This is a genomic window from Pseudomonas simiae (genome assembly GCF_900111895.1).
In the GTDB taxonomy this organism is placed as follows: domain Bacteria; phylum Pseudomonadota; class Gammaproteobacteria; order Pseudomonadales; family Pseudomonadaceae; genus Aquipseudomonas; species Aquipseudomonas simiae.
On sequence record NZ_FOKB01000001.1, the window covers coordinates 1 to 15,642 of the forward strand.

A 15,642-nucleotide genomic window follows, 5' to 3' on the forward strand; every position below is an offset into this window, starting at 1 on the left:
ATGCGCTTTTCGTCAACGGCGACGCGGGCGGCGGAGCCTTCCAGCTCGGCGAGGCCTTCGGCGACGTCGAGTTTGTCCAGGGCGGCCTTGGCGCGCACGATGGCGGCGGAGTCACTGGCGGTGACGGCGCGGGCTTCGAGGGCGGCTTTGGCGCCGTCACCGTCGAGGCGGTCCATGTTGGCTTCGGTGGCGTGGCCGGCGTTGGCGCCTTTGGTGGCTACTTCGCCTTCTTCTTCTTTGTCGAATTCGTCCCAGCTCAGCATGACGTGTCGTCTCCTGCGTGAGGGCTCAAAGGTGCCCGTGTGAAACCGGATGGTTGGGTGTTCACACGGCCCTGAGGCCGCGGTGGATCTTAAGGAATCGTTTGTTGCAGCTAGCGCACGCATTAAACGGAATAGGGTTACGGGTGCTCTGCGTGAGGCTTGAGGTGCGGAGCGGTAGGTGCTTGCTCCAGCGGGAGGCCTCAGGTCTGGCTCTTCATCCCAGTGTAAAGGGATATTGCAGGCCCGATTTACCCGCGCATTATAGGGAAAAAATCGGCTTTGTGTTGTGGCGGATGGTCACGGATCGCAGACAAAAAGCCTGCTTTTCAAGCCAAAGCGCGGGTTTGCTGGGGTTGGCCGGAGGGACGAGCGGCAGGATTTTTTTCGAGGGGGCGCAGTGAGGGGAGGAGGGGCCCGGTTCTTTGCCGCAAGAACGATTTCTTGCGGCGAATAAGATCGGATTCAGGTTAACCTAATCAGGTTATTACCCGTTAGAACAACCATTGCCCATCACATGGTAATTAAGAATGTGACGCTGACCTTGTGAGTCTTCATATTCCATCTTCACCGGTACAACTTCACACACTTCCGGAATACTGCTCATGGACACTACTTTGGCAACATCCAAGTGGGTGCTGTAAGTGTAATCCTCAACGATCGGGGTGTTGCGGCTAGCTACGTCAGTCGGGGCTTCGTCGGCTAGGGCGGCGGTGACGCACAAGCTGCTGAGGGCCATAACTACTAAAGCTTTCATTTCTCTATATACCTTATTCAGGGCGAGTGGGGTCACGGGGCCCTTGTGAGGCCACGTGTGTAACTTAGGGTTGGAAAGTTCGGATTAACGTTGCCTTCGTGGGGGCTGTTGCGTTGTTAATCACAGTGTCGTGTTGACGGAGTTGATTTTAGGCCTGCGGGTTATATTCATATACCCGTACTTTTGATAAACACTATTGGCGGTTTTTGTAACAATCCCGTGGTAAAGCTTTTTTCACACAGCTGCGAAGCGCCGCAGCCCGCGGGCTAGAGGTGTAGACGGCGATATCAGGGCAATTTGTAGGGGCTTGTTACTACCATCGTCGAATGGTTCTATAGGTCGGCCCCGGCTACAACAGGGCCATACAACAACAACTATGTCACCGAGGTAAGAAAGATGAGTGCGGCTTCCCTGTACCCCGTCCGCCCCGAAGTAGCAGCCAACACGCTGACCGACGAGGCGACCTACAAGGCCATGTACCAGCAGTCGGTGGTCAACCCCGATGGCTTCTGGCGCGAGCAAGCCAAGCGCCTTGACTGGATCAAGCCTTTCACCACGGTGAAGCAGACCTCGTTCGACGATCACCATGTCGACATCAAGTGGTTCGCCGATGGCACGCTGAACGTTTCCTACAACTGCCTGGACCGTCACCTCGCCGAGCGCGGCGATCAGGCGGCGATCATCTGGGAAGGCGATGACCCTTCCGAAAGCCGCACCATCACCTACCGCGAGCTGCATGAAGAAGTCTGCAAGTTCGCCAACGCCCTGCGCGGTCAGGATGTGCATCGCGGCGACGTGGTGACTATCTATATGCCGATGATCCCCGAAGCCGTGGTCGCCATGCTGGCCTGTACCCGCATCGGTGCGATCCATTCCGTGGTGTTTGGCGGTTTCTCGCCGGAGGCCCTGGCCGGTCGCATCATCGACTGTAAGTCGAAGGTAGTGATCACCGCCGACGAAGGCATCCGCGCGGGTAAGAAGATTCCGCTGAAGGCCAACGTCGACGACGCCCTGACCAACCCGGAAACCAGCAGCATCCAGAAAGTCATCGTGTGCAAGCGCACCAATGGCAACATCAAGTGGAACCAGCATCGCGACATCTGGTACGAAGACCTGATGAAAGTGGCCGGCACTGTGTGCGCGCCGAAAGAGATGGGGGCTGAAGAAGCGCTGTTCATTCTTTATACCTCTGGCTCAACCGGCAAGCCTAAAGGCGTGCAGCACACCACCGGCGGCTACCTGTTGTACGCAGCCCTGACCCATGAGCGCGTGTTCGACTACCGCCCAGGTGAAATCTACTGGTGCACCGCCGACGTCGGCTGGGTCACCGGCCACACCTATATCGTCTACGGCCCGCTGGCCAATGGCGCGACCACGCTGCTGTTCGAAGGCGTGCCGAACTACCCGGATATCACGCGGGTGGCGAAGATCGTCGACAAGCACAAGGTCAACATCCTCTACACCGCACCGACCGCGATCCGCGCGATGATGGCTTCGGGCACCGCTGCCTGTGAAGGCGCCGATGGCAGCAGCCTGCGTTTGCTGGGTTCGGTGGGCGAGCCGATCAACCCGGAAGCCTGGGACTGGTACTACAAGAACGTCGGCCAATCCCGTTGCCCGATTGTCGATACCTGGTGGCAGACCGAAACCGGCGGCAACATGATGAGCCCACTGCCGGGTGCCCATGCGCTTAAGCCGGGTTCGGCGGCGCGTCCGTTCTTCGGCGTGGTGCCGGCGTTGGTGGATAACCTGGGCAACCTGATCGAAGGGGCTGCCGAGGGCAACCTGGTGATCCTCGATTCGTGGCCAGGCCAGGCGCGGACGCTGTTCGGCGACCATGACCGTTTCGTCGACACCTACTTCAAGACCTTCCGTGGCATGTACTTCACCGGTGACGGTGCGCGTCGTGATGAGGATGGCTACTACTGGATCACCGGCCGCGTGGACGACGTGTTGAACGTGTCCGGCCACCGCATGGGTACCGCCGAGATCGAAAGCGCCATGGTTGCCCACCCGAAAGTCGCCGAAGCGGCGGTGGTGGGTGTCCCGCACGACATCAAGGGCCAGGGCATCTACGTGTATGTCACGCTCAAAAATGGCGAAGAGCCGAATGAAGCCCTGCGCCTGGAACTGAAAAACTGGGTGCGCAAGGAAATCGGTCCGATCGCTTCGCCGGACGTGATCCAGTGGGCACCGGGCTTGCCGAAGACGCGTTCGGGGAAAATCATGCGCCGTATCTTGCGCAAGATTGCCACGGGCGAGTACGACGGGTTGGGCGACATTTCCACCTTGGCGGACCCGGGTGTGGTCGCGCATTTGATTGAAACGCACAAGACCATGAACGTCGCGTAAGGCGGGTTGATGGGGCAGAGCCCCATTCGGTGTGAGCCGAGTGGGGCTTTTTTGTGGGATCTGGCAAACGCTTGAAATCCCTGTGGGAGCGGGCTTGCTCGCGAATGCGGTGTATCAGTCAAAGATGTATTGACTGACCCGCCGCATTCGCGAGCAAGCCCGCTCCCACATCGGGAGGGTACTGCGAGCAGGTATCGGTTAGTGATCTGAAAGACCGGTATAACCTGCAACCCAATAAATATCGGTTTCTCGCGTAGGAGGTTTCTGAATGTTACCGTCGAACGCAAATGTGTAACCCCACGCCCAAACCTGAGGCAAAGGGCTACGCCCATGCCCCGAAAAACCGCGTTTTAGACGCTCCAAGAAATAAGATTAAACGCCAGACTTGCCGTGCTAGAAGGGTTTGCGAATAATAGGCCCGCAACTTGCAGCATCTACAGGTTTAATGTCTTTTGTCTCTGCATAAAATTCAGAGGCTGTCAATGAGCTGGAACCGCTTTCTCGGTGCTTCTGTAAATTGTTGTCGCATTGAGGAAATATCGGCTTCCGGCCTGTCGTTAGAATGCCGATCACTCGCTCGTCGTCTCCAGTGTGTCGCTGGTGTGGGACGCAGCACCGCAATTCGGTTTCCCTTACGCCGCATCGTGGGCCATGGCTCATACTGCTGTTTTGCCCTATACCGATGGAGTCCCAAGATGAAGAAACTCGTGCTGTTGGGCGCCCTGGCGCTGTCCGTGCTGTCCATGCAGGCTTTCGCTGAAGGCAAGCCTCTGAAAATTGGTATCGAAGCGGCTTACCCTCCGTTTGCCTCCAAAGCGCCCGATGGCAGTATCGTCGGCTTTGACTACGACATCGGCAACGCCCTGTGCGAAGAGATGAAGGTCAAGTGCACCTGGGTCGAGCAAGAGTTCGACGGCCTGATCCCCGCGCTGAAAGTGCGCAAGATCGACGCGATCCTGTCGTCCATGTCCATCACTGACGACCGCAAGAAGTCCGTGGACTTCACCAACCGCTACTACCTGACCCCAGCGCGCCTGGTATTGAAGGAAGGCACCGCCGTCAGCGACAGCCTGGATGAACTGAAGGGCAAGAAGATCGGCGTACAGCGCGGTTCGATCCACGATCGTTTCGCCAAGGAAGTCCTGGCGCCTAAAGGCGCAACCATTGTGCCTTACAGCTCGCAGAACGAAATCTACCTGGACGTGGAAGCCGGTCGCCTCGACGGCACCGTGGCTGACGCGACCCTGCTGCAGGAAGGTTTCCTCGATACCCCGGCTGGCAAAGGCTACGCGTTCACCGGCCCAGCCTTCACCGACGCCAAATACTTCGGTGACGGCATAGGCATCGCGGTACGCAAGGGCGACAAGGAAAACCTGGACCGTATCAACGCTGCCATCGCCGCGATCCGTGCCAATGGCAAGTACAAAGAAATCGAGAAAAAGTACTTCAACTTCGACATTTACGGCCCTGAAGCCCAGTAAATCGTCGCAGCTGTCTGTCCGAAATGGCGCAAGCAACAGAATTCCTGAGGTTTGCGCCATTTTTTCATCCCCCTTTTCGAGGACCTGAATCATGTTGAAAGGCTACGGGGCCGTCATCCTCGATGGCGCATGGTTGACGCTTCAGCTCGCCTTGTCGTCCATGGCCTTGGCCATTGTTCTGGGTCTGATCGGGGTCGCGTTACGCCTGTCGCCGGTGCGCTGGTTGGCCTGGCTGGGTGACTTGTACTCCACGGTGATCCGCGGGATCCCCGACCTGGTGCTGATCCTGCTGATTTTCTATGGCGGCCAGGACTTGCTCAACCGCGTCGCGCCGATGCTCGGCTACGACGACTATATCGACTTGAACCCCTTGGCCGCCGGTATCGGCACCCTGGGTTTCATCTTTGGCGCCTACCTCTCGGAAACCTTCCGTGGCGCCTTCATGGCCATTCCCAAGGGTCAGGCCGAAGCCGGCCTGGCGTATGGCATGAGCAGTTTCCAGGTGTTTTTCCGGGTGATGGTGCCGCAGATGATCCGTCTGGCGATCCCTGGCTTCACCAACAACTGGCTGGTACTGACCAAGGCCACTGCGCTGATTTCGGTGGTGGGCCTGCAAGACATGATGTTCAAGGCCAAGCAGGCGGCAGACGCCACCCGCGAGCCTTTTACCTTCTTCCTCGCAGTGGCGGCGATGTACCTGGTGATCACCAGCGTGTCGTTGCTGGCCTTGCGTCATCTTGAGAAGCGCTACTCGGTAGGCGTAAGGGCGGCTGATCTATGATCTTCGACTACAACGTCATCTGGGAGGCCATGCCGCTGTACCTTGGCGGCCTGCTGACCACCCTGAAACTGCTCGCCATCTCGCTGTTCTTCGGCTTGCTCGCTGCCTTGCCTTTGGGCTTGATGCGCGTGTCCAAGCAGCCGATTGTCAACGGCGCGGCCTGGCTCTACACCTATGTGATCCGTGGCACGCCGATGCTGGTGCAGTTGTTCCTGATCTATTACGGCCTGGCCCAGTTCGAAGCGGTGCGCGAAAGTTTCCTGTGGCCGCTGTTGTCCAGTGCCACGTTCTGCGCGTGCCTGGCGTTTGCGATCAACACCAGCGCCTACACCGCCGAGATCATTGCCGGCAGCCTCAAGGCCACCCCCAACGGCGAGATCGAAGCGGCCAAGGCGATGGGGATGTCGCGCTATAAGCTGTACCGCCGCATCCTGTTGCCATCGGCCTTGCGTCGGGCGCTGCCGCAGTACAGTAACGAAGTGATCATGATGCTGCAGACCACCAGCCTGGCCTCCATCGTCACCCTGATCGACATCACCGGTGCCGCGCGCACGGTGAACGCCCAGTTCTACCTGCCGTTCGAAGCCTATATCACCGCCGGTGTGTTCTACCTGTGCCTGACCTTCATCCTGGTGCGCCTGTTCAAGTTGGCCGAGCGCCGCTGGCTGAGCTACCTGGCTCCACGGAAGCACTGATATGGAACGTGTCGATCACCTGTTGCCCTGGGGCCACCTGGGGTGCGAGCGCCAACTGAGCGTGTTCCGTTTCGGCCAGGGCGAACGCAAGGCCTATATTCAGGCCAGCTTGCACGCCGATGAGTTGCCGGGGATGCGCGCCGCGTGGGAGCTGAAGAAGCGCCTCACCGAACTGGAACAGCAAGGTGCGCTCAATGGCGTGATCGAGCTGGTGCCGGTCGCCAACCCGATGGGCCTGGGCCAGTTGCTGCAAGGCAGCCACCAGGGCCGTTTCGAAGTGGGCAGCGGCAAGAATTTCAACCGCGATTTCGTTGAGCTGAGCGAGCCGGTGGCCAAGTTGCTCACGGGCAAGCTGGGGGATGATCCTCACGCCAACGTGCGCATGATTCGCCAGGCGATGACCGATGCGCTCAACGCATTGCCCGAGCCGAACAGCCAGTTGCAAGGCATGCAGCGCATCCTGCTCAGCCACGCCTGCACCGCCGATGTCGTGCTCGACCTGCACTGCGACGCCGAAGCCGCGCTGCACATGTACGCATTGCCCCAGCACTGGCCGCAGTGGCGTTCGCTGTCGGCGCACCTGAATGTGAAAGTCGGCCTGCTGGCGGAAGACTCCGGCGGCAGCTCGTTCGATGAAGCCTGTTCGCTGCCGTGGCTGCGTCTGTCCCAGGCATTCCCCGAGGCGCAGATCCCGCTGGCCTGCCTGGCGACTACGCTGGAATTGGGCGGTCAGGCGGATACGGGACGTGACGAGGCGATCTTCCACGCCGAAGGCATTCTCGCGTTCCTCGCCGAGCAGGGGTTGATCAAGGGCGAATGGCCCGCGCCACAATTCGAACCCTGTGAAGGCCTGCCCTTCGAAGGCACCGAATTACTGTTTGCGCCCCACGCCGGTGTGATCAGCTACCTGCGTAAAACGGGTGAGTGGGTCGAAAAAGGCGAACCGATTTTTGAAGTGATTGACCCCTTGGAGGACCGCGTCAGCACCCTTTGCGCGGGCACCTCGGGGGTGTTGTTTGCCGTTGAACGGCTACGTTATGCCCAAGCGGGTTTCTGGCTGGCCAAGGTGGCGGGGCGCGATGCGCTGCGTCACGGGCGCTTGCTCAACGACTGACCACCTGTTTCTGTGAGAACCGACCGCATGTACAAACTTGAAGTCCAAGACCTGCATAAACGCTATGGCAGTCATGAAGTGCTCAAAGGCGTGTCCCTGGCTGCTGCAGCCGGTGATGTGATCAGCATCATCGGTTCCAGCGGTTCAGGCAAAAGTACCTTTTTGCGCTGCATCAACCTGCTGGAGCAACCCCACGCCGGCAAGATTCTGCTCAACAACGAAGAGCTGAAGCTGGTGGCCAACAAGGACGGCGCCATGAAGTCCGCCGACCCCAAGCAACTGCAACGCATGCGTTCGCGCTTGTCCATGGTGTTCCAGCATTTCAACCTGTGGTCGCACATGACCGCGATTGAAAACGTGATGGAAGCGCCCGTGCACGTGCTCGGCGTGTCGAAGAAAGAAGCCCGTGAAAAGGCCGAGCACTACCTGGCCAAGGTCGGCGTGGGCCATCGTAAGGATGCGTTCCCTGGCCACATGTCCGGCGGTGAGCAGCAGCGCGTAGCCATCGCCCGGGCCCTGGCGATGGAACCTGAGGTGATGCTGTTCGACGAACCCACCTCGGCCCTCGACCCGGAACTGGTCGGTGAAGTGCTCAAGGTGATGCAGGACCTGGCCCAGGAAGGCCGCACCATGGTGGTGGTGACCCACGAAATGGGCTTTGCCCGTGAAGTCTCGAACCAACTGGTGTTCCTGCACAAAGGTATCGTCGAAGAGCGCGGCAACCCGCGTGAAGTGCTGGTGAACCCACAATCGGAGCGCTTGCAGCAGTTCCTCTCGGGCAGCCTGAAATAATCAAGACTGCTTTGTGCACTGAAGTAGTGCATGCTCGGCAGTCTTCAGGTTGGCCCAGGCCCCCTGTGGGAGCCGGCTTGCTCGCGAAGCGGAGTGTCAGTCGATACATGTGTAGCTGAAGTACCGCCTTCGCGAGCAAGCCCGCTCCGACATTTGGATATTCATCAGCTTTAAAGATTTGTGTTGGTTTACGGGCTAGCATTAGCCCTTGTCTTCATTACGTTACTCGCTTCGGATAGCACTCCATGACCGCCCATAAAATTGGTTTCCTGATTTGGCCCAGCACAAAAGCCCTGACGCTTGCGCTGGCTGAGGAGGCCTTGCGCGTTGCCCAGCGGGTGCATCCGGACGTGGTCTACGAGCTGTCGTTCCTGCAAGCCGAGCCGTCCACCGAGGGCGCCTGGCAACTGCCGGGCGAGCCGTGGGGCGGTAAGCTGGAGGGCTTCCAGAAGCTGTTCCTGCTGGCGGACGAACCCCCCGCGGTCATCGCCTCCCCATTGAGCACCGCCCTCAAGCAACTGGTTCGCGCCGGGTGCGTGATCGGTGGCTTGTCGGCTGGTGTGTACCCGCTGGCCCAGCTCGGCCTGCTCGACGGCTATCGTGCCGCCGTGCACTGGCGCTGGCAGGACGATTTTGCCGAGCGTTTCCCCAAGGTCATCGCCACCAGCCATTTGTTCGACTGGGACCGCGATCGACTCACCGCCTGCGGTGGCATGTCGGTGCTCGACCTGCTCCTGGCAGTGTTGGCCCGTGATCATGGCGCCGAACTGGCCGGTGCGGTCTCCGAAGAGTTGGTGGTGGAACGCATCCGTGAAGGTGGCGAACGCCAGCGCATTCCGCTGCAAAACCGCCTGGGATCCAGCCATCCCAAGCTGACCCAGGCCGTGCTGCTGATGGAAGCCAACATTGAAGAGCCGCTGACGACCGACGAAATCGCCCAGCATGTGTGCGTGTCGCGACGACAACTCGAACGGATCTTCAAGCAGTACCTCAATCGCGTCCCCAGCCAGTACTACCTGGAGCTGCGCCTGAACAAGGCCCGCCAGATGTTGATGCAAACCAGCAAGTCGATCATCCAGATCGGCCTGTCGTGCGGTTTTTCCTCAGGGCCGCACTTCTCCAGCGCCTACCGTAATTTTTTCGGCGCCACCCCTCGTGAAGACCGCAACCAGCGCCGTAGCAGCAGCCCGTTTGAGTTGTCGTCGGTACCGTCCGAGCGCGGTTGATCGACAGCGGGGTCTTATTCCTCCATCGGCTCTGGTGAACGGGGCCTGACCAAAGGACTGCCGTTCTCATCCAGCCCGGCTGCGGCCACCGCTAAGTCGTCACCGGTCAGCAGGTAGTAGTGCCTGAGCGTATCCAGGCTCGATGCCGACAAGGGGTTGCCGCTGATGTCTGAGTCGGTGTCGAGCTGCGTGGCCAGCTGCAGAAAGTCTGCAGGAATCTCTTCGATCAAATTGTCGCTCAAGTCCAGGCTGCGCAACTCGTGCAAGGCGAACAGCCCTTGTGGGAGGTGGGTAATGTCGGTGTCTGGCAGGTACAGCGTTTCCAGTTCGGTCAGTTGACTGACGTCAGGCGTGAGGCCCAGCCGGTTGCCACCCAGGTCCAGGTACTCCAGTCTGCTCATCCATGACAGGGCGTGGACACTGGTGGGTGTCAAGCGGATAGCTGACTCGGTCAGGCTCAGGGCGTTGAGCGCTGGCAGGCTGAGTGCGGTGAGGGGAATTTCGCCCAGACTGAATCGTGTGATGACCAGGCTCCTGAGTTTTGGGAAGCATTTGAGCAGTCCGTCGATGCGGGTGGTGGTGCCATTGCCTTCTAGGTCGAGTGTCGTCACATGGTCGAACCGGGCGCTCAGTTCGGGCAGCTCGCCCAGTATCGGCATTTCAAAAGTCAGCTTATGGGTCGGCCGAACGTCGTCGTTGTTGTCGTCCAGTTCGCTTTCGCGGCGCCAGGCTGCTTCAAGCAGCGTTTTGAATGCACGGCGATTAAGCTGATCCTGTGCCCGCGTTTGTTCATCCAATGGTGTGTCCACGACGGGGTGCCGTTCTGGGACATTCACCACCCACTCTTCTAGGTCAGTGCGCAGTTGTGCGTATTCGGTTTCAAGTTGTTCGATGGCAGGCTCTGCCGCGTCCAGGTCACCGGGCAGCTCAAAAAAGAAGCGGCTGGCTTCGTGTTCGGTGAAGGTGGGGTACAGCGCTTTGATCCTTTCTCGCGACGTCGTTGGGGCATCGACGCGCCAATGCTCGCCAGTGCGTTGGCAATGGCGTTTGATCTGCATCAGTCCCGAGCGGTTCAGCGGGTTGCGGGAGAGGTCGAAGACGGCGGTTACTGAGTCGGGGAGCCTGAACGCGCTGTCGGGAATCTGGGTGATCAGGTTGTTGCTCAGGTTGACGCGTTGGCGCTCCACGGCCTTCAGCAGGCCGTCGGGGATCGCCGTCAAGCCGGTGTCTTCAAGTTCGATGCTGGTAAGTCTGGGGAGCGCGCTGAAATCCGGCAGTTGCCCCAGAGCGGTGTTATGGCTCAAGTCCAGTGTTGCCAGCTCGCTCAGCGTGGTGAGTGAGGCGGTACTCTCGGTTGATAAGGTGAGCGCGCAACGGGGCAGGCGCAAGGATGACAGTTGCGGCAGGTCCCATACCGAAGCAGGGATATCGCCCATCACATACCCCTCGATGAATAAGTGGTTAAGGGTCGGGAATCCTCTGAAAAAAAGCGGCGACTGCAACGGGAATGGACCCTGCGCGCCCTTCAGGTGCAATGAAGACACGTGCCTGAATACGCCGCTGTCGAGTGACGGGAAGGTGCCAGTCACAGGCTGCGGGCTTTCCACGGTGAACGTGGAAATGGCCTGTGGGCCGCTCGTATCCAATGCACCTTCTCGGCGCCAGCACGCTTGGAGTTCCTCTTTGAAATCCACTCGCCGGGCTTGCTCCTCCGGTGCGGGGACCTGTCGTGCCCATGTATCAAGCCCGTCGGACAGGTTGGCATATTCGACTTCCAGCCGTGCCAGTTCGATCTGACCTATTTCAATCGTGCCGGGCAGGCCAAAGAGAAAGCGGTTGACTTCGTTCACGCTAAAGTCGGGGAAGAGCGTGTTGACGCGCTGAATATCGATTGCCAGGGCATCGACTTCCCAATAGCGGCCTGTTCGTTGGTAATAACTTTTTACCTGCTCCAAGGTCGCTCGCGACAGGGGATTGCCCGAGAGGTCGAAGGTGGCCGAGGTGTCGGCGGGCAGGTCGAACAGCGCGGAAGGCAACTGTGTGATCCGGTTTCTGGACAGCACCGCCAGCTCCAGCGATGCTCGACTGAGCAGCCCGGCAGGGAGGTTGGAAATACCGGTCTCGGACAGGTCCAGAGCGCGCAGATCAATCATGCGTTCAACGCTCGGGGACAATCCCAGCGGGTTGCTGTACAGGTCCAGGGTCCGAAGTCTATTCATGGCTGTCAGCGTATTCAGGCTATCGGGTGTCAGGGTGATACCGCAGTTGCTGAGGATCAATGTGTTGAGGCGCGGCATTGCGCTGAGAGTGGCTGGCAGCTGACCCAGTTGGGCATGGGTGATACTGAGGTGGCGAATGTTCGGAAAGCTGCGCAAAAAAACATCGATATTAGTCAGTGCAGACTGGTTGCCACTGAGTTCAAGGTAGGAAATATGCTCGAAATTGGCCGGCAGCGCCGGTAGCTCTCCATACAAAATGGCGTGCGATTTGAGTGTTTGACCGTTTTGGCTGGGATGCTCGAAGTAGGTGTCTGTCTCGGTTTCCCGGCGCCAGGCGCGTAAGAGTTCACGCCAGAAAAGGATGCGGTTTTGCCGCATGTCACTGTATTCCTGACGGCCCATGCTCACCTCGGTGCCCGGATAGCTGTGCGGGGGGCGGGCGGCCCAGTCGGCCAGGGCACGATTCAGATGCTGAAACTCCTGGCGCAGGGCCGTTAATGTCGCAAAGGCTCCGCCCGGACGGCGCTCCAACGTTTGGATCATCTCGCCGATCTGTTCATCGGTGTGGGCTGGATACAGTTCCCGTGCCAGCGCCTGCAGGTCGGGCTGTTCGGCCGGTGCCGGCGGGTAGTTGTCCATGCCCAGCAGGCGCAGGTGGGTGCGGGTGTCGGTGGGCGCGCGTGCGGGTTCGGCGGTGATCAGCGTACGCAACGGCGCGCGTTTCAGGGCATGGGTGCGCAGGGCCAGCCTTAAAGCGGGGCCTTGGCCGATGTGCAAGCCCAGGGCGTTGCGCTCGGCATCGGGGAGGGCCTGCAGCACCGCGTTGTACAGGTCGGTCGCGCCGGACAGTTCGCCGCTGTCGTCTTGCGGGGTGTAACGCCCGTCGGGCGAACGGACCAGGGTTCGTTTGATGCGTGCCTTCGGTTTGCCGATGGCATCCAGGAGGGCGGCCTCGGGCGTGGGGCTTCTGATCTCAATGCGCAGCTTTTTTCCTGCCCAGCCAGGCAATTTCTCCAGGGAGTGCAAGGCCAGTCGGTGGGTGTCGAGGGTCTCCGTCGAGTCGAGGTACAAACCGTCGTAGGCATGGTTCACCCTGGCTTCGTCCCGCAGCGATTGGGCCAACTCGCTCAAGCGCGCGGGGATCTTGCCTTCGTCAACGGCCTTGAGTTCCTGGCTGTTGGCGGTGTCCAGCAGGGCGTCGGCTGCGGTGAGCGGCAATCCGGGTGTGTTGTCTATCATGGCCTGTTGGCGAGGGGTGATAGGGCGCTCCAGCTGTTGGTAGCGGGTGTTGAACAATTCAGCTCGATGCAATTGGGCCCGCCCGGCCAGTTTTTTTCTGAGTTTAAGCGCGCGATTTTTCAGGGAGGTGACCGGGTCGCCGAATGCTTCCCCCAGCAAGGTTTTGCGTTGGGGCTCATCCAGGGCCTCCAGCAGCGTTTCCAGCACGACATCTTGTTTCAGCTGGGCTTCGTGTATCTGCACCACACTGGCGTTTTTTTCGCCGGGCAGCTCCCAGGCGGTTCTGCCGTTTGAGTCAAGGAAACGCAGGGTCTTGGCTTTTGGCCAAAGCTCCAGGTTGGCCAGCAGGTGCAGTTGGGACTGCGCATCGGCCCGTCGGTAAATCGCCGGATCATCGCTGTTCATTTGATCGATGAAGTCCTGCAACGCCTGGTCGATCCGGAAGCGATCAACGGTGTCGGTCAGCAAGGGGGGCGGCTGATGCTGGTTGACGTACATCTTGCGCAGCGCACCTTCGCGGGTGCCGCTGATACGACGAGCAGCGACCAACTGCTCATCACTGAGCCCGGCGGTTCTAGGGCCTTGGCGTTTCATGAGGGTGGTGCTGTCCCAGCTCAGCGGCGTATCCAGCTCGTTTAGCCAGGCGCCCTTGTCGTTGCTCAGCAGGGGTGGGCGGTAGGCATTGCTCCGGGTGGGATGTTGCAGGTAGCGCTGCTGGGTGATGGGATCGGTCTCGACCATGAAAGGTTTGTCCGCGAGCAGCAGGATGTTTTTACCGTTGTAGGCATGCAGCCCTTGGGCGTTTGGGTAGGAGTGGCTCGCCAGTCGGAGGTCGTGGGCGTAGGGCGCGAGGTCGGGTTTCCAGAGCCGCGTCTTGCCATCGGGTAGAGCGACAGGCTTGAAACTGTCGAAAAACTTTATGGCATCCGCGGGCAACAGCGTGCGCAGGGCGCTCGCGGCAATGGGCGCACCCGCGATGAACAGGCCCAGTTGTATCCCTTGCTCTACGAATGACAGCAAATGTGCGAACGCCTCGGTCACGTCGCCCACCGCCCAGTCGATGACCCATTCGAAGGCCTCGTCCAGCATTTGGTAGGCGCTGTAGCCAAGCATCAGCAAACCCACGGGCGGCACAAACGGGGCGACGATGAGCGCCGCGATTTGCAGGATCGCCGAGGCGACTTTCTGCACGATGGCCCAGCGCTCCCAGCGTACTCGCTGGTCGACGCTGGCGGTGGACACCGCGATGGCGCGGGCATCGCTGAACACCTTGCTGAGTTTTGTCTGAAACAAGTGGGTGAACAGATCCCCACTGATCGCAGTGGCGCGGAATGCCAGGTGTGGCTGGTCGATGGGTGTCTCGCGCCAGGACGGCAGTGGATCGCCGCGGGTGTGCGGGTGCCAGGTGACCTTGGACAGCCTGCGGTTGAGGTCGGCGAAGAAGAGGCCGCGTTCTTCGTGGCTGATGAAACGGCTGAAGAATTGTTGATACTCGGCGCTGCGCAGGTTGTTGCCCAGGGCGGTCATGAAGTCGACAAGAGTGGGGTACTGCTTGAGCGGTGCGTAAGGGTCGTCGGGGATATAGGCGATAACGCCTACGGGATGCCGGCTGCCGATGTTCTCGGCAAACAGCACGATGCCGGTGAGCGCCGTCGACATGATGCTCAGGTTGTAGCACTGCAGTGGGTAGCAGGTGCTTGGGTTGTCGTCGGTGTTGAGCAGGCGCTGCAACCGTGTGACGGACTGATCATCGTGCAGATCGCCTTTCATCCAGGCCATTTTCAGCGCGACGTTCAAGTCTGCTGCCTGGCTGTGCTTGAGCTTCAGTTGCAGGCTGGCCATGGCCAGCGGGTTGTTGAAGTCAAAGAACTGCTCAAGGTAGCGTTGGTACTTGGCGCCGATGTCCAGCTCGCGGCACAAAGCGGTGAACTGCGCCACCGTGATGCGTGTGTCGAGCGCAGGCAGCGTGTCGAATTGGCCGGTGCTGGTGGGCTTGGTGATGAAGCCGGATGACGCTTCAAATACCTCGCCGGCTTCGAAGTTGTGCAGGGCCGCGTCCAGCAATGACACGGTCCAGGTTCTTGCCGCGCCTGAGCGCACCGAGAACCATGGGATCGTCAGGGGAATATAAAGGCGCAAATACGTGGTCTCGACGTCACGTTCGATGCCAAAGCGCCGTTTGAGTAACTGCGCGAGCAGGGGCGCCCCGAATGCCTGCGGCGATTTCAGGGTGCCCATGGCCTGATCCACCTTGGATTGTGCCTCCCAGGCACGACTCACTCGGTTTTTCAGGGTGTCATGAGCGTCGGGGGACGCGGTTTTGTACCACTGCGGAATGCTTGGCTTAACGTTGTTCAGCGCTGTGCGCTTGGCCGGGGAAAGGGTGGGCAGCCACGCGGGCACGGCTTGCATGAGGATATCCTGGTGCAGGTCGCGATATGCCGACACGTCCGGGAGCTGAATGGGTGAGGTCACTGGAATACGCCTTTGCGTGATGAACAGGCGCAGTAGCAGAACAATTTCGGCCAGTCGGCCGGAGGTAGATAGATAGCCGGCTGCCGATTACATTGCCGCTATCCTGCCCGACCACCTGCCGCTGGGACACGCGAGCGTTTAAACTGCGCCATTGCGACGCTATTTGTCGCATTGGCGTAAACCCGCCAAAATCGCGGGTTGGCGCTATAAGAAGTTGTCGCTTGGCGGCAAGGCCGCGCTGAAAACTGTCC

General features: G+C 59.8%; 9 protein-coding genes and 1 pseudogene. 7 read left to right on the plus strand and 3 right to left on the minus strand.

Annotated features, from left to right (window positions below):
* Both BMZ57_RS00005 and BMZ57_RS00010 read right to left on the minus strand, forming a co-directional pair.
* Positions 1–263 (minus strand): annotated as a pseudogene (locus tag BMZ57_RS00005) (ribonucleotide-diphosphate reductase subunit beta); the annotation flags it as partial.
* Positions 264–747: 484 nt separating this feature from the next.
* Positions 748–1,017, minus strand: coding sequence for a DUF2790 domain-containing protein (locus BMZ57_RS00010; protein ID WP_021491461.1), 270 nt, complete (start codon positions 1,015–1,017; stop codon positions 748–750).
* Positions 1,018–1,413: 396 nt separating this feature from the next.
* On the opposite strand from BMZ57_RS00010, the gene acs reads away from it, so the two are divergent.
* The 7 genes from acs (at position 1,414) to BMZ57_RS00045 (ending at position 9,458) form a co-directional block, all read left to right on the plus strand.
* Positions 1,414–3,369 (plus strand): acetate--CoA ligase, encoded by a 1,956-nt coding sequence (gene acs, locus BMZ57_RS00015; protein WP_010208301.1) that lies wholly within the window; start codon positions 1,414–1,416, stop codon positions 3,367–3,369.
* 695 nt (positions 3,370–4,064) lie between these two features.
* The gene (locus BMZ57_RS00020) at positions 4,065–4,850 is read left to right on the plus strand and encodes an ABC transporter substrate-binding protein (RefSeq protein WP_010208303.1); all 786 of its coding nucleotides are present in this window, start codon (positions 4,065–4,067) and stop codon (positions 4,848–4,850) included.
* 91 nt (positions 4,851–4,941) lie between these two features.
* Positions 4,942–5,631 (plus strand): ABC transporter permease, encoded by a 690-nt coding sequence (locus BMZ57_RS00025; RefSeq protein ID WP_010208305.1) that lies wholly within the window; start codon positions 4,942–4,944, stop codon positions 5,629–5,631.
* A complete protein-coding gene (locus BMZ57_RS00030) occupies positions 5,628–6,326 on the plus strand; it encodes an ABC transporter permease (RefSeq protein WP_010208307.1) in 699 nt (232 codons plus the stop codon). The genes BMZ57_RS00025 and BMZ57_RS00030 overlap by 4 nt, the downstream gene beginning before the upstream one ends.
* 1 nt (position 6,327) lies before the next feature.
* Positions 6,328–7,440 (plus strand): succinylglutamate desuccinylase/aspartoacylase family protein, encoded by a 1,113-nt coding sequence (locus BMZ57_RS00035; RefSeq protein WP_010208309.1) that lies wholly within the window; start codon positions 6,328–6,330, stop codon positions 7,438–7,440.
* Positions 7,441–7,467: 27 nt separating this feature from the next.
* Positions 7,468–8,232: an ABC transporter ATP-binding protein gene (locus tag BMZ57_RS00040; RefSeq protein WP_069673260.1), complete on the plus strand. Its 765-nt coding sequence runs from the start codon at positions 7,468–7,470 to the stop codon at positions 8,230–8,232.
* 245 nt (positions 8,233–8,477) lie between these two features.
* Complete coding sequence (locus BMZ57_RS00045; protein ID WP_010208312.1) at positions 8,478–9,458, plus strand: GlxA family transcriptional regulator; 981 nt, start codon at positions 8,478–8,480, stop codon at positions 9,456–9,458.
* 14 nt (positions 9,459–9,472) lie between these two features.
* Here BMZ57_RS00045 and BMZ57_RS00050 read toward each other — a convergent pair whose 3' ends face one another.
* Positions 9,473–15,391, minus strand: coding sequence for a dermonecrotic toxin domain-containing protein (locus BMZ57_RS00050; RefSeq protein WP_069673259.1), 5,919 nt, complete (start codon positions 15,389–15,391; stop codon positions 9,473–9,475).
* Between the last annotated feature and the right edge of the window lie 251 nt (positions 15,392–15,642).